The following is a 21009-nucleotide window of genomic DNA, read 5'->3' on the forward strand; positions in this document are numbered from 1 at the left end:
CTCGCCGCGCTCCCTCATCCGCCCGCCCTTCGCTCGCATCTCTCACCAGGCGCGGGGCGGGCGCTTCCGCTTCCGCCCCGCCCGCTGCCCGCTGCCCGCGCGCGAGGCGCCGCATACCCGTGTGCCGTTTGCGGATGCTCTCGAAAACTTCGCTATTCTCGGTGGAATTGCGCTGGTCAGGCTTTTATAATGGGCAATCATTCTGATTCGCGCGCATCCGCGTATCGGCGCGCTCGCGAGCCGGCGAGCCGCCGCAAGCGCAGGCGCATCGGCGCTGCGGGACGTGCCGCATCGCGCGCGAAGGGGGAGAGAGTCAACGCGTCTGAATGAGAGAAGGAGCACACAGACATGGCCTACTACTACGATGAGCCATCGCGCACGTTCAACGAGTATCTGCTGGTTCCCGGGCACACGCCCTCCAGCTGCGTGCCGACCGCCGTCAGCCTCAAAACGCCTTTGGTGAAGTACCGCAAGGGCGAAGAGGAATGCCCCATGTCGCTCAACATCCCCATGGTGTCGGCTATCATGGCGGCGGTGTCCGACGACCGCATGGCCGTGGCGCTGGCAACCGAGGGCGGCCTGTCGTTCATCTACGGCAACCAGTCCATCGAGGACGAGGCGGCCATGGTCAAGCGCGTGAAGGACTACAAGGCCGGCTTCGTCACCTCCGACGCCAACCTCTCGCCCGACATGACGCTCGCCGAGGTGGTTGAGCTGCGCGACCTCTACGGCCACTCCACCATGCCCGTGACCGATGACGGCACGGCGCACGGCAAGCTCCTCGGCATCGTGACCGAGCGCGACTACCGCCTGAGCCGCATGAGCCTCGACGAGAAGGTGGTCGACTTCATGACCCCGCGCGAGAAGCTCATCGTGGCGCCGGCGGACACCACGCTGAAGGTGGCCAACGACATCATCTGGGACCACAAGCTGAACTCCCTGCCCATCGTGGACGACGCCGACCACCTGGTGGCGCTCGTGTTTCGCAAGGACTACGACTCCCACAAGTCCAACCCCAACGAGATGCTCGACTCCCACAAGCGCTACATGGTGGGCGCGGGCATCAACTCGCGCGACTACGCCGAGCGCATCCCGGCGCTCGTGGAGGCCGGCGTCGACGTGGTGTGCATCGACAGCTCCGAGGGCTACTCCGACTGGCAGAAGATGACCATCGAGTGGGTGCGCGAGCACTACGGCGACGACCTCAAGATCGGCGCGGGCAACGTGGTGGACGCCGAGGGCTTCCGCTTCCTCGCCGAGGCGGGCGCCGACTTCATCAAGATCGGCATCGGCGGCGGCTCCATCTGCATCACGCGCGAGACGAAGGGCATCGGCCGCGGCCAGGCCACGGCGGTCATCGAGGTGGCGAAGGCGCGCGACGAGTACTTCAAGGAGACGGGCGTCTACGTGCCCATCTGCTCCGACGGCGGCATCGTGTACGACCACCACATCTCGCTGGCGCTGGCCATGGGCTCCGACTTCGTGATGCTCGGCCGCTACTTCGCCCGCTTCGACGAGAGCCCGTCGAACAAGGTGATGATCAACGGCACCTACATGAAGGAGTACTGGGGCGAGGGCTCGGCGCGCGCTCGCAACTGGGGCCGCTACGACCTCGGCGGCAAGAAGTCGCTGGCCTTCGAGGAGGGCGTGGACTCGTACGTGCCCTACGCCGGCCCGCTGAAGGACAACGTGGCGCTCACGCTGTACAAGGTGCGCGCGACCATGTGCAACTGCGGCGCGCTCACCATCCCTGAGCTGCAGGAGAAGGCCAAGCTCACCGTGGTGTCCTCCACCTCCATCGTCGAGGGCGGCGCGCACGATGTGGTGCTGAAGGACAAGAACACCTACGCGAGCAACGTCTCCATCCGCTAACAAAAAAGAGCGAAGGGCCCCGCCGCCTGCGCGAGCTTGCAGCAGATGGCGGGGCCCTTTTGTGATTCCGCGCTGTTTGCGCGACCTACTGCACCTGGACGAGGGAGAACACCTCGACGTCGGTGGCGGTGGCGATGGTCTCGCGCGGGTTGAGGAACGCGAGCTCCATCAGAAAGCCCATCCCCGCGAGCTGGGCGCCGAAGCGCTCGATGAGGCGCACCTGCGCGTTGGCGGTGCCGCCCGTGGCCACGAGGTCGTCCACGATGAGCACCACGTCGTCGGCGGTCAGCGCGTCGGTGTGGATGTGCAGCTCGTCGGTGCCGTACTCCAGCTCGAACGCCTCGCAGAGCGACTCGCGCGGCAGCTTGCCCGGCTTGCGCGCGGGCACGAACCCGGCCCCCAGCGCGCGGGCCACGGGCGCGCCCACCATGAAGCCGCGCGCCTCGGCGCACACCACCTTGGTGATGCCGTGGTCGGCGAAGTGTCCGGCGATCGCGTCGACGACGGCAGCGAACCCCTCCGCGTCGGCCAGAAGCGGCGTTATGTCCTTGAACACGACGCCCGGCTCGGGGTGGTCGGGGATGCTGATGATGAGGCTCTCGAAGTCGAAGTCGGCTGTGGAGGCCGTGGGGGCGGCGGGGGCGATGGTCGCGGGGGCGGCTGCGGTGGTGGTCATGGGGTGGTTCTTCCTTTCCTGTCTTCAAGCGGTCGGCGCCTGACGAGGGCGCGGACACGCGGTTTCCCTGTGCTTTGCGAAGGGGCGCGCGGGCGGGCGCTGGCCGCCGCCAAGCGCCTGTTGGCGCGCCTTCGCGCGTTTCCTCAGAAGCTCGTCTCCTCGCACTCCTTGATGGCGCTCGTGATGAGCGTGCGCAGCTCGTCGATGCCGTCGCCCTTCTCCGACGACGTCACCACCATCGGCGTGCCCTTCGGCAGGTCGAGCGCCTTCTTGATGGCGGCGCGCTGCTTCATCTGCTGCTGGCGGGAGAGCTTGTCGGCCTTGGTGAGCACGACGGCGAACGGCAGCTCGGCGGACTTCAGGAACTCCACCATGTTGCGGTCGAGCGCGCTGGGGTCGTGGCGGATGTCGATGAGCGAGGCCACGAGCGCGAAGGCGCGGTCCTGGTTGAAGTAGCCCTCGATCAGCTCCGACCAGCGGTGGATCTCGGACTTCGCCACCTTCGCGTAGCCGTACCCGGGCAGGTCCACGAAGTCGTAGCCGTCCACGTCGTAGAAGTTGATGGTGGCCGTCTTGCCGGGCGTCTGCGACACCTTCGCCAGGTTCTTGCGGTACATCAGCTTGTTGAGCAGCGACGACTTGCCCACGTTCGAGCGCCCCGCGAACGACACCTCGGGCCGTGCCGAGGCGGGCAGCTGGGCGGAGGTTCCGTAGGCGGCTTTGAAGCTGGCGACGTGGAAGTTCATGGCGTTTCCTTACCTGCGGTTTCGAGACGGTTCGCTTATGGTAACCGATGGGAAAACCAATGTCACGACCAGGGGGTCTGCAGATTTGCGGGAGTATCGTGGAATAGGAGTATGAGCATGCTTTAATGAGGGCGACGCGACGAGGCGCAGCGCGTCGCGCAAGGGGTTGCGAGAACGCGAAAGACCGCGAGAACGCGAGGGATCGTGAGCGCGACGCGAAGAGCGCGAAGGATCGCAGGGGCACGACATGAGACGCGCGAGAGGGCGCAGGAAAGCGAGGCGATTATGACCGCATCGAAGATCAAGGCAGACAACGGCGCGTTTGACGAGGACGGCGCGCTGCACATATCGGGTCTCGACGTGATCGAGTCGACCACGCGCAGCGACTGGCCGGGCGTGACGTTCAAGGGCGCGCCCGAGCCGGAAGACAGCGTGCCGCGGGCGCACGTGACGTGCCCGAAGTGCGCGAGCACGTGCCCGGCTGACGCGGAGGTCTGCTGGAACTGCGGCGCCAAGCTGTAGGGTCGCGCGACACCATGGGGGCGGCCGAGCTGTGGGGCCGCGCTCGCCAGGAACGCCTGCGATTAGCGCCCGCCAGGAGCGCTTGCGGCTAGCGCCCGCCAGGTACCCGCCAATCGCAGGCGCTTGCGCTAGTACTTCTGGGCGATCTGCAGCGCCTTGCGGTAGCTCTCGTAGTCCTCAGGACAATGGGCGTCCGAGGCGATGTAGTCCACCAGGTTGTTCTTGAGGAGCTCGAGGGCTGTCTTGCGCCGCTGGCTGCGCCATCCGCCTTCCACGAAGTTGCCGGACAGCTGCAGGAGGCAGCCCATCTCCTTCATCTCGTAGGCGATCTCGATGTTGCGCTGAACGGGCCGGTAGCGCTCCGGATGCGCGATGATCAGCTGGATGCCGGCTCCCTGCAGCTCGTAGACGATGCGCTGCCAGCTTGCCGGAAGCGAGCCGCAGGAGAACTCGAGCAGCATGAGGTTGGTGTTCTCGAAGCACAGGGCGGGGGCGGCGTCTAGGCCGAGCTCGGCGAGCTTCTCCCAGTGTACCTCGAACCCCAGGTCAAGTTGGATTCCCATCTGCTCAGCCTGGGCGTAGAGCGCCTCGAAGTGGTCCACGATGCGCTCGTAGTTGAACTTCGAGGAGCGGCAGTGCGGCGTGCAGACGATGCGGTCGATGCCCGAGGCGCGAGCCTCCTTGAGCATGGCGACGGACTCGCGCATGTCGCGCGAGCCGTCGTCTACGTCAGGGATGATATGACAGTGAACGTCAAACATGGCAGGTCTGTCCGTAGGTCCGTTCGCTCAGCCCGCTAGATGCGCCTGCTCTTGTGGCGCGGCTGCTTCCCGTCAGGGGTGGCGGGCTTGAAGGCGCCCGGCGTAAACGGGTTGCCCGAGGAGGAGCCTCCTCTGCCTGCATAGCCATAGGAGCCCGCCGCGTTGACGGCGTTCGCCCGTGGGTTGTTGGATCGCGGGTTGTTGCTCTGCGGCCGCCTGTTGCCGTTTCCTGTGCTGCGTGCTTCGCGCACCTCGCGCTGCACCTCGCGCTGCTCGGCACGCTGCTCGTGCGCATGCTCACGTCGCTCGCGCGTTTCGCGGTCCCTTTGGGTGGTTTCGATGCCTGCGCGACGCGCCCAAGCATCGATGTCGTCATCAATCAGATCATGCGTGGCCTTGAGGGCGGGTGCCTTGGAGTCATCCTTCTTGACGCGCTCGCCCTGCTCGTTGTAGTAGGCGTAGTAGTAGTTCGAGTCGGCCTCGTTCGTGAACGTCATGACAACGCCGAGGATGCGCGCGTTTGCCGCCTGCAGCTGCTGGATGGAGTTCGCGATGGCTGCTCGCTTCGCACGACGCTCGCGTACGACCAGGATGGTGCCGTCGACCAAGTTGCTGATGAGCGCCGCGTCAACGAACGCGCCGAGCGGGGGAGCGTCGAAGACAACGAAGTCGTAGGTCTCGCGCAGCTTGTCCACCAGCGCGGAGAAGCGCTTCGTGGACAGCAGGTCGGGGGGGCTGGGGATGTTGGGCTCGGCGTCCATGAAGTACAGGTTGTCGTACTTCGTGGGGACGATCACGTCATCCAGCTGGGCATCGCCTGACAGCACGGCGTAGATGCCGTTGCGCGGATGCAGCTCAAGCATGGAGGCGAGGCAGCGACGCCTCATGTCGCTCTCGACGATGAGCACCTTGTGGCCTGCTGAGGCAATGGCCAAGGCGAGGTTCGAGGAGACGGTGGTCTTTCCCTCGTCGGGCGTCGACGAGGTGACCACGAGGGTCTTCACGCGCTCGTCAACTGAGGCAAAGCGGATGTTGGCCAAAAGCGTCTGCGAGGCGTTGCGCAGCCCCGGGACCTCGAACTGGCCGATCTTCTTGTGATTCTTCTTGCCCATTTACTTCCCCTTCTTCACGGTGGGCATGTTGCCAAGCACGGGCAAGCCGAACAGCTCTTCTATTTCCTCGTCGGACTTGACGGTGGTGTCAAGCAAGTCGATGAGGACGATAAGCGCGATGGCGACGAACAGGCCGGCCAGGAAGGCGACGGCCGTATACAAGATGCGATTGGGACCCGAGGGCGTCAGGGGGACCTGTGCTTGGTCTACGATGTTGACGGCGCGCACGTCCATGACGTCGACGGCGGCGGTGGACACCTGCTTTGCCAGCTGGTCAGCCACAAGCGCTGCCGACTCGGGCTTCTTGCTCGTGACGCTCATCGTGATGACGCGGTTGGTGGTGGCTGAGCTCACCTCGACCTCGAAGTCGTCGAGGTCCTCCATGCCCAGGGCCTCGGCGGTCGCCTCAGTCACGCGATTGGTCTCGGCCAGCACGGCGAGGTCGTTCGCGAGCTGCTGGCTGGCGGTCATGTCGGAAGAGGATACGCCGCTCGAGGCGTCGCCGGCTTCGTTCTTCGCCAGAACGTACAGCGACACGTCCGACGTGTAGACGTTCGGCATGAACCCCCAGCAGTACCCGGCTGCTACGCCGGCGAACACGAGGGGAAAGATCACCACAAGATACCATTTCTTGCGTAAAAGCTGCAGCAGTTCGAGCAGGGTCATAAATGCTTCTCCTCATTCCTTGGGCGAGGTCGCGAGGTCCTTCATCCACCAGGCTCGATCAAGGCTCGCAGATTGCGCAAAAGAAGGGATCCGCTGCTTGCAGACCCCTTCTTCAGTCTACGATGCACCTCAGCTCAAGCTGAAGATGGAATTTGATACAAACGTATATATTATAGAGCGAAAGGAAAGGGGTCAAGCGGTTCGTTCGTTGCAGAAAAGGCGTCTGTTGCACATTGTTTTCCCTGATGAACTGCTTGTGAGGGGAGGCTGGGCAAGTTCTTTCGGGTGCTTCCGGACGCTCTCGGGCATGCGAGGCGGGCGCTCGCGGGCATGCGAGGCGGGCGTTCTCAGACGCTCCCAGACACGCGGGAAGGCCCTCCCATAGTGCTTCAAGCACGATGCGCCAGAGCCTGTTTCATGCTCTCGCGTGCCTGCCTGTATCGAAAGACTTCATTAGTGTAACAAACGATTATGGGCGAAAATTCTCCCCCTGCTATACTTTTTCTTGCAACTATCCGCTGCTCGCGCAAGTCTGCGCAAAGCTTCGGCTCAGGGGCTTTGCGTTGGCCGTATGAGCAGGTTGGCTGTCGTTTCGTGGTTGGATTCGAGAACCACGGGTGCGACAGCTTTTTTACGAGCGGTGGTTGCGAGTGGACATGAGAGCGGAGCGACGCCGCGTGCGCGCATCGTTCGGTGAATAGCGTTATTGCAATGGCGAGGCCCAGCGAGGCCAAAGCCTTGCTATGTCTTCTTGCAGGACCGCCTTGGGCGGCATGCGCAGCATGCGCGTTTTCGCGGCATTCGGCGTGTGGGCAGGAGCATGGCAGGCTGTGGCTTTCTGCGCTTTGAGGGCGAAGCCATGTCTGAAGAAGGACGTGCGCGTTATGTGGTACGTGGTGCAGACGTATGCTGGGCGGGAAGACGCCGTATGCGGCCTGATCAGCCAGCTGGTAAGCAGCAGCTTGGTGCAGGAGTGCTTCGTCCCGCGCTACCTGACGATGGTGAGGTTCCGCGGCGAATGGCAGAGCTGTGAGAAGCCGCTGTTCCCGGGCTATCTGATCGTGGTGACCGACTGCGTGGAGCAGGTTGAGTACGAGCTGCGTCGCGTGCCGGCGTTCACGCGCCTTCTGGGCAACGACGATGCGTTCATCCCGCTGCAAGCGGACGACATCGCATGGATTAGCGCTTTCACCACGAAGAACGATCGCGTGATCGGCATGTCCGAGGGAATCATAGAGGGCGACGAGGTCGTCATTCTCAAGGGCCCGCTCATGAACCACGCCGGCTGGATCAAGAAGATCAACCGCCACAAGCGGCTGGCGTATCTGGAGATCCAGATGTTCGGAAGAACCATAACGACAAAAGTCGGCTTAGAGATTGTCAGAAAAAGAGCCTGAAAACGAAATAGCTGAAGCGGCGCTGGGTGAAGCGGCGCTGGGCCGATTGGCTTGGCGCGGGCCGCGCGGGTCGGTTTGCGCTTTCTCGCGCGCTGCGACTTCCGAAAAGGCCGATTTCAGGAAGTTGAGGGGCGATGGCGGCAGCGACGCGGCCTGCGGGCACGTTTCTGTCCCTGATTCGGTACATCGAACCATCTCGGGCGCGCCTCGCGCCGCGCTGGGTCAATTGACCCAGCAGCTCGCGATAGCCCGCAAGCCCAGATGCGCATCTGGCGGGGAGGGGCGCGCCTCCGCCAGGCATGCCGCGCCGGCGGCGGAGGCGTAGCGTTGCCCGCGTACTGGGATCTGGCGCTCGTCGCCCTGGCTTCGTTCGCCCTCACCTTCGCATTGGTCCCGGCCTCGATCGCCGTCGCGAAGAGGGTCGGCGCGATAGACGAGCCGGGCGGGCGGCGCGTCCACGAGGTCGCGACGCCCCGCATGGGCGGGATCGCGCTCTTCGGCGGGATGACGGGGTCCCTGGCCCTGGCCTGGCTCCTCCACGAGGCCGGGGCCGCCCCGGGCCTGGGCTTCCCCGACGGCGTCGACGCGGGCCTCGTCGCGCTGTCCGTCGCCGCCGTCTTCCTCGTCGGCGCGGTCGACGACGTCATGCAGATCAGGGCGAGGACGAAGCTGCTCGGCCAGGTGGTCGCCGCCTGCGTCGCGGTGCTGGGGGGCGTCCTGCTGACCGGCGTGCACTCCGGGTACGCCGGGTTCTCCCTCGAGCTCGGGGCGTGGGCGTACCCGGTCACGGCGCTCTACCTGGTCGCCTTCGCGAACATCGTGAACCTCATCGACGGCCTGGACGGGCTGGCCGCCGGGGTGGCCGCGATCTCGGGGACGGCCCTGCTCGTGCTGTCGTGCCGGCTGGGCATCTGGGCGGCGGCGGCGATGGCGGCCGCCCTGGTCGCCTCGTGCCTGGCCTTCCTGAGGTTCAACTTCCACCCCGCGAGGCTGTTCATGGGGGACAGCGGCTCGCTCACGCTCGGGTTCGTCCTGGGCCTGGTCTCGCTGATGGGCGCGGCGGAGGTCTCGAGCGTGACCTCCCTCGTCGCGCCCGTCGTGATCGCCGCGGTCCCCGTCCTCGACACCTTCGCCGCCATCGTCAGGAGGAGGCGCAGGGGCGTCTCCGTCGGGGCGCCGGACAAGGAGCACATCCACCACAGCCTGCTCAGGCTCGGCTACGGCCAGAGGAGGGTCGTGCTGACCATCTACGCGGTGTGCGTCGTGTTCGCCGCCTCGGGCGTGGCGATCGCGGAGGCCCCGCTGGCGGCCAGGGCGGCGGTCCTCGCCCTCGACCTCGCGATCGCCGTCGCCCTCGCCCGGGGGCTCCGCCTCTTCGGGGGCGCCGCGGGCCGCGAGGGCGACGGCGGCCCCCGCGGGTCCGCGGGGGCGGCGGCCGAGGAGGCCGCGCCGGGGCGCGGCCCCGGTCCGCTCGGGGACGGCGCCGCGCTTGAGGAGGAAGTTCCCGAAGAAAATGACGGGCTTCGCATGCTGCTCATGTGCGAGCACTTTCATCCTGACGCAGACGCCTGCGCAAAGCGCATGGCAGCTATGGTCGATGGCCTAAGGTCGCGCGGACATGATGTTCAAGTCCTTGCTTCGGAAACTAGTTTGAGCGAGGCAGGCGATAGCCGCAAGGCACCCGAATACGTGCACTATTTTCCAACCTATGAAATGAAGAGCAAGACCGTTGTCAACCGCCTTCTGAATAACTTGAGCGAAGCTGTCGGGGCGACGGCTGCCGCAAAGAAGCTGGGGCGGTTCGATGTCGTCGTGGTCACGTCTCCGCCGCTCATGATGAGCGCAAGCGGCATCTCGGTTGCGAGGAGGGCCGGCGCCCGGCTCGTGTTTGACGTCCGGGACATATGGCCCGATGTGGCCTACGAGATGGGCAGCTTCTCGGAGAAGAGCATTTTCGGGCGGGTGTTTTCCGCCTTGGCGAAAAGGGCCTACAAGGAGGCCGCGCTTGTCACCACTGTGTCTCGAGGCAAGTTCGACAAATTGCGCAAGCAGCTTCCGCCTTCTGACGCGGCAAAGGTCCGGCTTGTCCCGAACGGTCTCGACGCTTCGTTCCTTGAGCAGAGGGAGCGAGGGGACATGGTGGAGGAGCTCCGGCTGCTCGAAGACCCTCCCGTAGTTTACGTCGGGAACCTGGGGCTCGCCCAAGGGCTGTCAACGCTTCTGGAGATCGCGAAAAGCAGGCCGAAGACGCGCTTTCTTCTCTTCGGAAGCGGCGCGGAGGAGAAGTTGTTGGCTGAAGCGATCGCCCGCGGGAACCTTTCGAACGCGACCTTGTGCGGAAGAACGGATGCGCGTGGCGCTTTCACGCTGCTACGCCATGCAAGGTTTGCCTATGTCCCGCTGAAGAGCTCCAACATGACCGACAGCGTTCCGACGAAGCTCTTCGAAGCCCTCGGGTGCTCATGTCCGGTTCTTCTCGCTGCGCAAGGAGATTCGGCTGAGATCCTGCGTAATAGCGGACTCGGGATATCAGTCCCTCCCGAGGACCACGAGGGGCTTCTTCGGGCGTTTGACGACATGCTCGAAAGGAAGTGGACGGCAGCTGAGCGCAAGCTTGCCCGTGATTACATTCTCGCAAATCACACTCGCCAGCTATCTGCGCAGGTGATGTGCTCGATCTTGGACGAGGAATTCTTGCCCGTAAGCAATGATAAGGAGAAGGAGCAATGGTTAACGTAATCGGCCTCGGATACATCGGGCTTCCCACCGCCCTCATGATGGCGGCGCACGGCGTCGAGGTCGTCGGCACGGACTACAATGCGGAGCTTGTGGCGACGCTCAACGCAGGGCATACCACCTTCAAAGAGGAAGGTTTAGACCAGCTGTTTGCAGATGCCGTGAAGGACGGCGTAAAGTTCACCACCGAGTACCAGATCTGCGACACCTACATCGTAAGTGTGCCCACGCCCTACGACAAAGTCAATAAAAAGATCGACCCCGCCTACGTGGTCGCCGCCTGCAAAGCGGTGCTAGAAGTCGCACCTGAGAAAGCAATACTCGTTGTGGAATCCACTATTTCCCCGGGCACGATCGACCGCTTCGTCCGTCCACTCTTGGTTGAGACGGACCGTCAGGACGTGGCTCTTGTGCATGCGCCGGAGCGCATTATCCCTGGCAATATGGTGAGCGAGCTTTTGCACAACAATCGCACGATCGGCGCAGACGACCCCGAGGTCGGGAAGAGAGTCGCCGCGCTCTACGCGTCGTTCTGCCAAGGCGAGATCGCCCTCACTGGCATCCGCACCGCCGAGATGACCAAGGTGGTGGAAAACACCTTCCGCGCCGTCAATATCGCCTTCGCCAACGAGCTCGCGAAAGTGTGTCGCGTTGGTGGCATGGATGTCCATGAGGTCATCCGCATTGCCAACAAACATCCGCGCGTGAACATCCTCAATCCCGGCCCCGGCGTGGGCGGTCACTGCATCCCGGTGGACCCCTGGTTCCTCGTGGGTGACTACCCCGAGACCGCCAACTTCATCCGACTGGCGTTGCAGACCAACGCTTCCATGTCCGAGTACGTGTTGCACCGCGCCTATGAGGCGATGAGGGAAAACGGCATTGATGACCCCTCGAAGGTTGGCATCTACGGGCTCACCTACAAGGAGGACGTGGACGACGTGCGCGAGAGCCCCACGCTGCAGATGCTGGAGGCGCAGGCGGAGCACCTCGGGGGCGCGGCAATGAAGGTCTACGACCCGTGGGTTGAGCGCGACGTCGTCCCCAACCAGGTCCACAGCATGGAGGAGTTTCTGGACGGCTTGGAGATGGTCATCGTCATGGTCGGCCACAGCCAGGTCAAGGGTAAGCCGAAGGTATTTGGCAATCGCGCCCTGATCGACCCGCGCAACGTCATGGGCGACGGCGGCAACGTCTGGAAACTATAGGGTGACGGCGTTGAGAAAGAAGGTCATGCTCGTCTTCGGGACGCGCCCAGAAGCGATAAAAATGTGCCCGCTCGTAAACGAGCTGAAGTCGCGCCCCAGCGAGTTCGAGACGGTCGTATGTGTCACTGGCCAGCATCGTGAGATGCTCGACCAGGTGCTGTGCGCGTTCGAAGTGGTCCCCGACCACGACCTTGCCATCATGAAGCCAGGGCAGACGCTGTTCGACATCACGAGCGAGGTGCTGCTCAAGATCCGCAAGGCCATGGAGTACGAGGAACCGGACATCGTGCTTGTCCACGGCGACACCACCACGTCCTTCGCGTCGGCACTTGCGGCATTCTATCTCCAGATTCCTGTAGGACACGTGGAGGCTGGGCTTCGCACGCGAGACTTATACAGCCCTTGGCCCGAGGAGTTCAACCGCCAAGCTGTCGACGTCGTGTCCAGGTGGTACTTCGCGCCCACGGAGGCGAGCCGCCGGAACCTGCTCGACGAGGGCAAGCCTGCCGAGCGGATATACGTCACCGGCAACACCGGCATCGACGCCCTGCGCACGACCGTGCGGGAGGACTACTCCCACCCCGAGCTCGGTTGGGCTGAGGGGAGCCGCCTCATCCTGATTACGGCACACAGGCGCGAGAACCTCGGCGAGCCCATGCACCGCATGTTCCGCGCCATCCGCCGCGTCATGGAGGAGCGCCCCGACGTCAAGGCGATCTATCCCATCCACATGAACCCGCAGGTGCGCGAGGCGGCCCACGCCGAGCTCGACGGCTTCGAACGCCTGCGCATCATAGAGCCGCTCGACGTGCTCGACTTCCACAACTTCATGGCGAGGAGCCACGTCATCCTCACTGACTCCGGCGGAATCCAGGAGGAGGCGCCCTCCCTCGGCAAGCCCGTGCTCGTCATGCGCGACACCACCGAGCGACCCGAGGGCGTGGAGGCGGGCACGCTCAAGCTCGTGGGCACCGACGAGGACGTGATATGCCGCGAGTTCTCCCGCCTGCTCGACGACGAGGCGGCCTACGCTGAGATGTCGCATGCGTCCAACCCCTACGGCGACGGGCACGCGTGTCCCCGAATTATTCAAGCTTTAATGCAATAGGATTACGGGAGGGAGGAAATGTCGTGCATGAATATCCTGATGATTGATCCGTGGGGAGGAATGAGCGGTCAGTCGCACTATATAGACGGACTCTGCTCAGGGTTATCGGAGAGAGCGTCAGTCACGCTTGTTACGGCAAAGTCATTTGACATTGTGGCGAGCGGGTACAACTTGCTAAAGTGGTTCTTCCCTGTTTCTGACTTTATCGGAATACAGGGTAAGGGAAGAAAACTACTGCGTGGCCTAGAATACCTTTTGTGCTATTTCAAAATCATAGTGTTCATCCGAAAAGCGAATATCGACGTCGTCCATATCCAATGGTTTTTAGTGCCCAGAATTGACAATTTGTTCGTTTGGATAATTAAACGATACTGCAAGAAAATTGTATATACGTCGCATAATGCAATTTCCCATCAAGGCAAAGAAGACTTTGCGTGTCGTCTTTGCCTTTACGATAAGATCGACACGCTACTGTTTCATGGGAAAATGATCGAAAAGGAGTTTCTAAAATACTACCCATCTTGTGAGGGCAAGACGTCTATTCAGCTCCATGGATACTATTCGAATCAGTCCACCCACTACAACTTGGAAAACATACCCAAAACGCTGCTTAGGAAGTGCGAATCGCATCATCGTCTTTATCTATTTTTTGGACTTCAATTCTATAATAAAGGGGTAGATAGACTGATTAACATATGGAATAGCTGCCCTTTTGATGACGGATCTCTATTGGTTATTGCGGGAAAGATTCAGGGCGAATACAAAGAGCTGACTGTCGCACGTCAGAATTCCAGTCACAACATTGAGTTCGTAGACGGGTTTGTTCCAGATGATGTCTTGAATTACCTCATTAGTAAATCGGCCATTGTCCTAATGCCGTACAGACACGCAAGCATGAGCGGCGTGGTATTTTGCTCTGCGGAATTCTCGAAGCCCGTTTTGTGTACGAACGTAGGTGCGTTTTCTGATTATGTAATCAATGATGTGACCGGGTGCATTGTCGAAAACGAAGAGGCGGCTTTTGCGGAGAAGCTCTGTCAGATCGACCGAATGGTAGATGACTCAACATTGGCGGAGATGGGCAAAAAAAGCTTCCAATATATCCGGAGCAATTGTGATTGGAAGGCGATCGCAAAGAAATTGGTCAAGGAAGACTACTGCTTATGAAAGAAAGTCTCCGTAAGCTTACAAGGCAGATGATCCGTAATTCTCTCTCCTGCAGAGAGAATGAAACCATTCGTGATTGCGTAGAAAGGAAGAAAGTCAAGTTATCTGCTAGGTTAGATCGGGTTTCTTACGGAGTTGATGACCTTCGCAAGGCATTAATTCGTGTAAACGTAAGACCAGGGGATATCCTCATGGTTCATTGTGCTTGGCGGTCATTTTATAATTTCTCGGGTTCTCCGGATGACGTCATAGAATGTTTGTTGGAGCTGCTGGGTGAAGAGGGCACGCTCTTGATGCCAGCGTACGGGAAAGATCTTCATTCATTTGATGTTATGGATACACCGAGCGTAGCAGGCGTTCTTTCCGAAGTTTTTAGAAAAAGAGAAGGCGTCATTAGAAGTGAATCGAGCCACTTTTCAGTTGCAGGAACAGGTCCAGCGACTGAAAAGCTCTTTTCATATTGCGGACGCAGCATGAACGGCTTTGACGAGAATTCGGCTTATGGCTCCTTCGCTCGCTCGAAGAACAGTAAGGTGCTGATAATGGGATTGGGGCGAGAGCCCACAAAGCTCTCTTTGGTTCATGTCTCCGAATATAATCATATCAGAAGCAGTGAATCCTGCAAAAGAATGTTCGACAAGACATACGATGCAGTGTTGGTGCTGGATTCAGGTGTTGCGTGCATCAGGCAGATGGTGACCTGGTCTCGCGGCGGACAGTTAAATGATGCGGAGATCAGAAAGGTTTATCGCAATATTCCGTCTTATCGTGAACAGCATCTGGGCAGAAATTACATTGTATGTGTGAAAGCATCTGAAGCTATGGAGTACATTGATCAAAGAGTGGAGGAAGGGGTACGGTTCACTTTTGCAGGCAGCTAGGAAAGATAGTAGAAGTAGCTTTAGATCAGTCGGCTACAAGGAGGCCGTAACCCCTACCATTTTTAATTTAAAGTATGACATTGTGGGTTTCGCTTCTGTTTCAATGATGGTAATCATCTACCGGGCTTTCCTTGAGTTAATCTATCAGGGTTATATTGCGGACAAATGGAGCTATTATAACTTTCAGAATAATACATCGCCTGAGTTATGCATTGTGTCTTGGGTCGCGTTAGTGGTGACCTTGCCTTTGCTCTTTGATTTGGTGACAAATCAAAGAAAATCGTCGCCTCTTGTTATTGTTCTATATTTAGCCGCATTCGTTCCCAGTCTTGTAATGCTTGAAAAACAGGATGCATCATATCTGTTTATAATCCTGCTGTTCATATATTGGGCTGTTTTAATACTCGCATATTACGCTTTACCGAGTTTTTCGTTCGCAAAGCCAAAATCGAGAACTGGGAGAAACGTAACAGTTGCCCTTACTGTCATTTTTGTTGGCGTAGTGCTTATTGTGTGGGCTGTATATGCAAATTTCAGATTAATGACCGAATTTGTGTTTGTGTATGATGTGAGAAGAGAATCCCTCACTTATTCTATTCCAACCATACTGGATTATCTATTGGAGATGTCTCGCCTTGTCATCCCTTGCTTAGCTTGCTATTATTTATCGAAGAAAAACTACAGAGTCTTTATATTGCTGCTTCTTGTGCAATACTTCAATTTTTGTATAGACGGACTGAAAACGTCACTCTACGCGATGGCTGTTGCCGTAGTGTGTTATCTGGCATATAGCGAAGACTTTCGACGTAAAGTAATTTACTTATTCGCTGGCGTAACTGCAGTAGCGTACCTAATTGCTGTCGTCTTCAATGATGAGGCAATTATTGAAGTGGTCATACGTCGAGTTCTTCTTATGCCGGCGATGCTGAATCAGCAGTTTTTCGAATTCTTTACGAGCAACCCCCCAGACTTTTTCGCACAGTCATTTATGAGGTATTTTGGACTGACTAGCCCATATGATAGAAGCATACCGCTCCTTATAGGTGAGTCATTGGGTCATCCTGAAATGTGGGCAAACAATGGTTTGCTTTCTGACGCGATGCAGAATTTAGGCATACTCGGAGTTTTTGTCATGCCATGGCTTGTCGTCTTGGTTCTCAGGTTGTATGAGGCAGCAATTGATGAGGAAAACGAGAGAATTGCTGTATCTGTATTAGTGGGCGGGTCGATGATGCTTATCGGCTCAGGTCTGTTTCCATTTTTGGTAACACATGGATTCCTTGCAGCGTGTCTTACTCTTCGATTTCTTCCTGCTGGTCTCGACGATCTTGGATAAGTAGGTAAGTCGTTGAGCAGCAAAACGAGGGGGATTTTCTCTACAGCAGCTCAGCTTGCTGTTGTAACTGTTTCGGCAAAGGTTATAGGTTTTTTGAGAGAGGCCGCTATCGGGTATTTTTTCGGCGCAACTACTACTTCCGATATTTATTATTTAGCAAATAGCTTTGTAGCAAATGCCCTGTTTGCGTTGACCAGTGCTGCTTCGGTTGTATTGATCCCCATGTACATTAAGAAGAAGCGCCAAGGTGGAGAGAGGAGTTTTCTCGGCTCGGTATGCATAGCATTGACGGTGATTTCGTTGTTGATGGTGTTTGCCCTTGAAGCGTTATCTCCTTGGTTGAGCCATATCCTGGCCCCTTCCGCAGATGATGGATACATTCAAACTCTGACGATCTTCATTCGCGTTCTAATGCTTGGCTTCCCCTTGTCTCTGATCGCCAACATCTTTGTAAGCATTTTAAATGCTGAATCAAGATTCGGCTTTGCAGCAGTGACGGGATTGATTTACAGCACCTTTGGAATTGCATTTGTAGTCTTATTTCACGATTCAATAGGATTACTTGCCATGGCCATTTCCACAGTGCTGGCTTATTTTGTTCAATGCTTAATTCTAATTCCGAAAGCAAAACAATATATTAGCTTTTCGGAAAATAATTCTGAAGGACGAAGAGACATACAGAGAGTGCTTCTATTGAGTTTGCCCGTGTTGACGTCCAACGGATTTGTCGCATTGAGCGGATTGGTCGGCCGCATTCTCGCATCCACGTTGGAAACGGGATCGGTTTCCGCGCTCGCATATTCGAAGACAATCTTTGACCTTGTTTATCAGGTGGTTTGCAATTCAGTCATTACGGTTCTGTTCACAAAAATATCTATATCCGCCGCCGATGGAGACAATCAAAAAGTAGGGAGCTATGTTTCCAAAGGAATCAATCTTCTCATATTGGTAGCACTGCCGTTGGCTGTATGGACCATGCTGTGCTCAACAGAAATTGTTACGGTGGTTTTTCAAAGAGGTGCTTTTGATGCAGAAGCGACGGAGATAACATCGTTGGCAACAGCTTTGGTTGCCCCTTCGTTTCTTCTGTCTGGTGTATACATGCTGCTAAACAAAGTATTCTACGCCAATGAGGATTACTGTTTTTCAGCGGTAGTGTGCGTTATCGCAATGATATGCAATCTTGTCGGAGCAATTGTCGGATCATTTTATTTAGGATTGCCGGGCATCGTTTTGGCAGGGTTGTTATCGGATACCGTTTTATGTGTGCTTCTTCTTGTCGTTGCGTTGAAAAAAGACTATCTAGGGGTTTTCCGCATTGACGGAAAGAACTTGGTTCAAGTCGCAGCTTCAAGCGTACTCAGCACGCTCATTCTTTTGCTTGTTAAAACATCTCTTCATCTTGATATGTCAGCAGTTCTAATACTGCAGCTGTATGTTGTTGTGTTCGGGGGATCGTACTTCTTTTTTTTGATGCTTTTCGGAAACAGCCAATCGAAAATGATGCTTTCAGGAGTAATTAAACGAATTACGGAACTTGTATTACGTGCGAAAAAGAGCGCCTAGGGTAGAGGCTTCCGATGGTTCTTGCGGGTATCCAGGATTTAACATGGGCAATTCGGGCAAAAATTTAGCTTGACCTGCAGTGATGAACGCAAACTACATAAAGTCGATGGTAGTCTTACCGGATCGCATGATTTCAGGACGCACTTGCCCAAGCTCTTTGTAAGACGTCTCAAAAAAAGTGATGTTGAGCCTTGAAAAACCAGACCAAGCGCACTGCCCCCGAGGAGCAGGGGGAATCGCCTCGCGCGGCCTGTTCGCCGTAGTCGGGCAGCGGCACCCCTCCCTTCCCGACGGGCGGGTACCCGTATGCGAGCAGGAGGCGGCGCCTCATGCCCTCGCAGCTGGCGAGCCCGCAGGCTCGCCTCTTCACGCCCTTGATCTTGCGGTTGGCGTTCTCCGCGCAGGCGTTGGTCTTTCCCGTCGCGTAGGCGCTCAGGACGCGCTTCCTCGCGCCCTTGACGCTGCCGGCGGCGGTCGCGATCTCGTGCGCGCGCAGGTGCCTGGGCGGGTGGCGCTTGGGGAGCGGCGCGGCACCGACCGCCTCGCGGACTATGTCGGCGCTCGCCCCGCAGCCCCTCGCTGCCTCGGCGAAGCTGCGGCCGAGCCTGGCTTGGGAGGCTGTCCGATGCTCGAGGCCGGTGGTCATGTGCGGGCAGTGCTCGGAGATGGCGGACGGCGGCTCGAAGAAGGTCCTGCCGCACCTCTTGCATCGGCAGTACCGCAGGTCGATGACGAGGACGCGGGGCTTGGCCCTCGCGGGCACGTGGCAGGCGGATCTCTTGGCGTGGCCATGGATGACGGCGCCTCCCTTGCGGCACCTGGGGCAGGGCTGCGCCCCCTTGTCGCGGGAGGCCCTCGCCTCGACGTGCCGACCCCTGTCCTCCAAATCGTGGCAGCGGCAGTCGCATGGCAGGTCGAGGACGGCGTTGGCTGCTCGCATGAGGACCCTCACCCCCTCCACGCCCCGTCGAGGACGAGGCAGCGCCCGGGGCGCGGGCCGACGTCCCTCTTCCCCTCATCGTCGAGCCCCGGGAAGCATCTCTTCCCGTGGCAGCGGGAGCACAACCTCTCTGCGGCCATGAAGTCCCGCGCGCCGGGGTTGCCGGCCTCCGTCCTCCTCGAGGCGAGCTCCTCGCGCAGCGTCGCCTCCTGCAGGCCCCAGCCTGCGGCCTCCGCCTTGATGGCTCCCTCGCATCCCGTTCCGGGCTCCTGTTCCAGGGCGCGGGGTGCCTGCCCGCGACGGCGGGCGCTATCCTCCGCCGTAGGCTCTGCAGGGGGATACGGGCGAGCGGCGTCCCGCATCCCTCGCTCTCAGATGATCCCTTGCCTCTCGCATCCCATGCCTGATGGCAGGCCGCATGGCGGGCTGCTGCACATGCTTTATCTAGGAGGAATCGACGTGCACGCTAAACCTCACGGAAAAGGCATGGTTGGGATGGAGAAGGTTAGAAATGAGAGTTAGATAACATGAAATCCAGAACACTCGCGATAAGCCCAGTTTAAGGGGTGAAGATAACGGCTGATTTCCCGGCAACATTGGAGAGAAGAAAAAGATGATTATCACACGCACTCCGTTCCGCATGTCGTTCTTCGGCGGCGGGACGGACATGCCGGAGTTCTTCCGCGAGCACGGGGGCTCCGTCATCTCCACCACGTTCGACAAGTACTGCTACGTGACGGCGAGGCACCTGCCGCGGTTCTTCGACTATCGCAACGAGCTGGTCTACTCCAGGATCGAGCGCGTCGCCGACCCCGCCGACTTCGAGCACCCCGCCGTGCGCAACGCCATGGCCATGCTCGACATGCGCGAGCTCCGCGTGACCTACGAGGCCGACCTCCCGGCGCGCTCGGGGCTGGGGACCTCCTCCTCCTTCGCCGTGGGCATGCTCAACGCCTTCCACTGCATGAAGGGCACCTATGCGTCCAAGGAGCGCCTCGCCAGGGAGGCGATACGCCTGGAGCGCGACCTCTGCGCCGAGGCGGGCGGCTGGCAGGACCAGGTGGCCGCCGCCTACGGCGGGCTCAACCGCATCGACTTCGCGGGCGGCGGGTTCAGCGTGCATCCGATCGTGATGCCGGGCGAGCGGAGGCGCGAGCTTGAGGGCAGCCTGATGATGTTCTTCACCGGGTTCACGCGCTTCTCGTCCGACGTTCAGAAGGCCAACAGGGCGGCCGGCGGGACCGCGCAGCTCAAGGAGATGCTGGCGCTCGTGGACGAGGCGGAGGCGGCCCTGACGGACAAGGCGAGGCCGCTGGCGGAGTTCGGGAGGCTGCTGGACGCTACGTGGAGGCTGAAGCGCGGCGTCGGGCCGGGCGTGTCCAACGACTCGATCGACGCGCTTTACGCGCGGGGGACGGCCGCGGGCGCCCTGGGCGGGAAGCTGCTCGGCGCGGGCGGCGGCGGGTTCCTCGTCTTCTACGTCGAGCCCGACGCCCAGGCGGGCGTGCGGGAGGCCATGGGCGGCCTGCTGGAGATCCCGTTCGAGTTCGAGGACGACGGCGCGACGGTGGTCTACTACGAGGCCGAGGACTACGACCTGGGGGAGGCCCGATGATGGGCGCCAGGTGCCCGCAGGCTAAGATTGAGATCTTGGACTCCCTGCTCGAGCGGTATCCGGACATGCGCTCCTGCGAGGCCGACGTGCGCGCGGCGGCCGACATGCTGGCCGGGGCGTTTTACGCTGGCAACAAGCTGCTCGTGTGCGGCAACGGCGGGTCGGCCGCCGACTCGGAGCACGTGGTGGGCGAGCTCATGAAGGGCTTCCGGTTCAAGCGCCCCGTCGACCCCGCGTTCCTGGGCGCCTACCGCGCGGCCAACGGGGAGGAGGCGCCCGCGTGGCTGGAGGGGGCGCTGCCCGCCATCTCCCTCGTCTCCCACACGGCGCTCTCGACCGCCTTCGGCAACGACGAGGCGGCGGTCGGGGTCTTCGCCCAGCAGGTCTACGGCTACGGGAGGCCCGGCGACGTGCTGCTGGCGATCAGCACGTCCGGCAACTCGGCGAACGTGGTCGAGGCGGCCAAGGTGGCCCGCGCCAGGGGGATGCGGGTCGTCTCCCTCACCGGCTCCGCCGAGTCGGACCTCTCCGCGCTCTCCGACGTGTGCGTGCGGGTTCCGAGAGACGAGGTCTTCCAGGTGCAGGAGCTCCACCTGCCCGTCTACCACTGCCTGTGCGCCGCCGTCGAGGCCGAGCTGTTCGGGGGCGCGGAGTGACGCGGGCCGAATATAGGGGCACCGCGGGCCGCTCGCGCGAGGCG

General features: G+C 60.0%; 18 protein-coding genes. 12 read left to right on the forward strand and 6 right to left on the reverse strand.

Annotation, left to right across the window (positions count from 1 at the left end; all coding sequences use genetic code 11):
- The first annotated feature begins 348 nt into the window (after positions 1-348).
- On the forward strand, positions 349-1872 hold the full coding sequence (locus G7Y49_RS04550; RefSeq protein WP_165171485.1) for an IMP dehydrogenase: 1524 nt from the start codon (positions 349-351) through the stop codon (positions 1870-1872).
- Between the two features lie 85 nt (positions 1873-1957).
- On the opposite strand, the gene G7Y49_RS04555 is transcribed toward G7Y49_RS04550, so the two are convergent.
- Both G7Y49_RS04555 and yihA read right to left on the reverse strand, forming a co-directional pair.
- A complete protein-coding gene (locus G7Y49_RS04555) occupies positions 1958-2548 on the reverse strand; it encodes an adenine phosphoribosyltransferase (protein WP_165171487.1) in 591 nt (196 codons plus the stop codon).
- Between the two features lie 143 nt (positions 2549-2691).
- A complete protein-coding gene (gene yihA / locus G7Y49_RS04560; RefSeq protein ID WP_165171489.1) occupies positions 2692-3294 on the reverse strand; it encodes a ribosome biogenesis GTP-binding protein YihA/YsxC in 603 nt (200 codons plus the stop codon).
- Between the two features lie 285 nt (positions 3295-3579).
- Between yihA and G7Y49_RS04565 the strand changes: the two genes are divergently transcribed.
- Positions 3580-3816 (forward strand): hypothetical protein, encoded by a 237-nt coding sequence (locus G7Y49_RS04565; RefSeq protein WP_165171491.1) that lies wholly within the window; start codon positions 3580-3582, stop codon positions 3814-3816.
- 128 nt (positions 3817-3944) lie between these two features.
- Here G7Y49_RS04565 and G7Y49_RS04570 read toward each other — a convergent pair whose 3' ends face one another.
- The 3 genes from G7Y49_RS04570 to G7Y49_RS04580 are packed head-to-tail and all read right to left on the reverse strand — an operon-like array spanning position 3945 to position 6355.
- On the reverse strand, positions 3945-4577 hold the full coding sequence (locus tag G7Y49_RS04570) for a tyrosine-protein phosphatase (protein ID WP_165171493.1): 633 nt from the start codon (positions 4575-4577) through the stop codon (positions 3945-3947).
- 35 nt (positions 4578-4612) lie between these two features.
- Positions 4613-5689, reverse strand: coding sequence for a CpsD/CapB family tyrosine-protein kinase (locus G7Y49_RS04575; RefSeq protein WP_165171495.1), 1077 nt, complete (start codon positions 5687-5689; stop codon positions 4613-4615).
- Positions 5690-6355: a YveK family protein gene (locus G7Y49_RS04580; RefSeq protein ID WP_165171497.1), complete on the reverse strand. Its 666-nt coding sequence runs from the start codon at positions 6353-6355 to the stop codon at positions 5690-5692.
- 884 nt (positions 6356-7239) lie between these two features.
- Here G7Y49_RS04580 and loaP point away from each other — a divergent pair.
- The 8 genes from loaP to murJ all read left to right on the forward strand — a co-directional run bounded on the left by loaP (position 7240) and on the right by murJ (position 17754).
- Positions 7240-7752, forward strand: a complete 513-nt coding sequence (gene loaP, locus G7Y49_RS04585) for an antiterminator LoaP (RefSeq protein WP_165171499.1) — start codon at positions 7240-7242, stop codon at positions 7750-7752.
- 477 nt (positions 7753-8229) lie between these two features.
- Positions 8230-10491, forward strand: a complete 2262-nt coding sequence (locus G7Y49_RS04590) for a glycosyltransferase (protein WP_206214550.1) — start codon at positions 8230-8232, stop codon at positions 10489-10491.
- Positions 10479-11696: a nucleotide sugar dehydrogenase gene (locus G7Y49_RS04595; protein ID WP_165171513.1), complete on the forward strand. Its 1218-nt coding sequence runs from the start codon at positions 10479-10481 to the stop codon at positions 11694-11696. Before G7Y49_RS04590 ends, G7Y49_RS04595 begins: the two co-directional genes overlap by 13 nt.
- 25 nt (positions 11697-11721) lie before the next feature.
- Positions 11722-12804: a non-hydrolyzing UDP-N-acetylglucosamine 2-epimerase gene (gene wecB / locus G7Y49_RS04600; protein ID WP_165171535.1), complete on the forward strand. Its 1083-nt coding sequence runs from the start codon at positions 11722-11724 to the stop codon at positions 12802-12804.
- A gap of 27 nt (positions 12805-12831) precedes the next feature.
- A complete protein-coding gene (locus G7Y49_RS04605; protein ID WP_165171515.1) occupies positions 12832-13971 on the forward strand; it encodes a glycosyltransferase family 4 protein in 1140 nt (379 codons plus the stop codon).
- Positions 13968-14852 (forward strand): AAC(3) family N-acetyltransferase, encoded by an 885-nt coding sequence (locus G7Y49_RS04610; RefSeq protein ID WP_165171517.1) that lies wholly within the window; start codon positions 13968-13970, stop codon positions 14850-14852. Before G7Y49_RS04605 ends, G7Y49_RS04610 begins: the two co-directional genes overlap by 4 nt.
- Positions 14803-16188, forward strand: coding sequence for a hypothetical protein (locus tag G7Y49_RS04615; RefSeq protein WP_165171519.1), 1386 nt, complete (start codon positions 14803-14805; stop codon positions 16186-16188). Before G7Y49_RS04610 ends, G7Y49_RS04615 begins: the two co-directional genes overlap by 50 nt.
- 12 nt (positions 16189-16200) lie before the next feature.
- Positions 16201-17754 (forward strand): murein biosynthesis integral membrane protein MurJ, encoded by a 1554-nt coding sequence (murJ, locus tag G7Y49_RS04620; RefSeq protein ID WP_165171521.1) that lies wholly within the window; start codon positions 16201-16203, stop codon positions 17752-17754.
- Positions 17755-17923: 169 nt separating this feature from the next.
- Here the strand turns inward: murJ and G7Y49_RS04625 are convergent, their stop codons facing one another.
- Entirely contained in the window at positions 17924-18715 is a 792-nt protein-coding gene (locus tag G7Y49_RS04625) for a transposase (RefSeq protein ID WP_206214551.1), read from the reverse strand.
- A 592-nt stretch (positions 18716-19307) separates the two neighbouring features.
- Between G7Y49_RS04625 and G7Y49_RS04630 the strand changes: the two genes are divergently transcribed.
- On the forward strand, positions 19308-20309 hold the full coding sequence (locus G7Y49_RS04630) for a kinase (RefSeq protein ID WP_165171525.1): 1002 nt from the start codon (positions 19308-19310) through the stop codon (positions 20307-20309).
- Complete coding sequence (locus G7Y49_RS04635; RefSeq protein ID WP_206214552.1) at positions 20306-20965, forward strand: SIS domain-containing protein; 660 nt, start codon at positions 20306-20308, stop codon at positions 20963-20965. The genes G7Y49_RS04630 and G7Y49_RS04635 overlap by 4 nt, the downstream gene beginning before the upstream one ends.
- Positions 20966-21009 lie beyond the last annotated feature (44 nt).

It is taken from the genome of Adlercreutzia sp. ZJ242, from assembly GCF_011038995.1.
Lineage (GTDB): Bacteria > Actinomycetota > Coriobacteriia > Coriobacteriales > Eggerthellaceae > CAAEEV01.

Bases quoted from the DNA above. Each gene is read 5' to 3' on its own strand.
- G7Y49_RS04550 (WP_165171485.1), top strand. From the start codon at position 349: ATGGCCTACTACTACGATGAGCCATCGCGCACGTTCAACGAGTATCTG.
- G7Y49_RS04555 (WP_165171487.1), bottom strand. From the start codon at position 2,548: ATGACCACCACCGCAGCCGCCCCCGCGACCATCGCCCCCGCCGCCCCC.
- yihA (WP_165171489.1), bottom strand. From the start codon at position 3,294: ATGAACTTCCACGTCGCCAGCTTCAAAGCCGCCTACGGAACCTCCGCC.
- G7Y49_RS04565 (WP_165171491.1), top strand. From the start codon at position 3,580: ATGACCGCATCGAAGATCAAGGCAGACAACGGCGCGTTTGACGAGGAC.
- G7Y49_RS04570 (WP_165171493.1), bottom strand. From the start codon at position 4,577: ATGTTTGACGTTCACTGTCATATCATCCCTGACGTAGACGACGGCTCG.
- G7Y49_RS04575 (WP_165171495.1), bottom strand. From the start codon at position 5,689: ATGGGCAAGAAGAATCACAAGAAGATCGGCCAGTTCGAGGTCCCGGGG.
- G7Y49_RS04580 (WP_165171497.1), bottom strand. From the start codon at position 6,355: ATGACCCTGCTCGAACTGCTGCAGCTTTTACGCAAGAAATGGTATCTT.
- loaP (WP_165171499.1), top strand. From the start codon at position 7,240: ATGTGGTACGTGGTGCAGACGTATGCTGGGCGGGAAGACGCCGTATGC.
- G7Y49_RS04590 (WP_206214550.1), top strand. From the start codon at position 8,230: ATGGGCGGGATCGCGCTCTTCGGCGGGATGACGGGGTCCCTGGCCCTG.
- G7Y49_RS04595 (WP_165171513.1), top strand. From the start codon at position 10,479: ATGGTTAACGTAATCGGCCTCGGATACATCGGGCTTCCCACCGCCCTC.
- wecB (WP_165171535.1), top strand. From the start codon at position 11,722: ATGCTCGTCTTCGGGACGCGCCCAGAAGCGATAAAAATGTGCCCGCTC.
- G7Y49_RS04605 (WP_165171515.1), top strand. From the start codon at position 12,832: ATGAATATCCTGATGATTGATCCGTGGGGAGGAATGAGCGGTCAGTCG.
- G7Y49_RS04610 (WP_165171517.1), top strand. From the start codon at position 13,968: ATGAAAGAAAGTCTCCGTAAGCTTACAAGGCAGATGATCCGTAATTCT.
- G7Y49_RS04630 (WP_165171525.1), top strand. From the start codon at position 19,308: ATGATTATCACACGCACTCCGTTCCGCATGTCGTTCTTCGGCGGCGGG.
- G7Y49_RS04635 (WP_206214552.1), top strand. From the start codon at position 20,306: ATGATGGGCGCCAGGTGCCCGCAGGCTAAGATTGAGATCTTGGACTCC.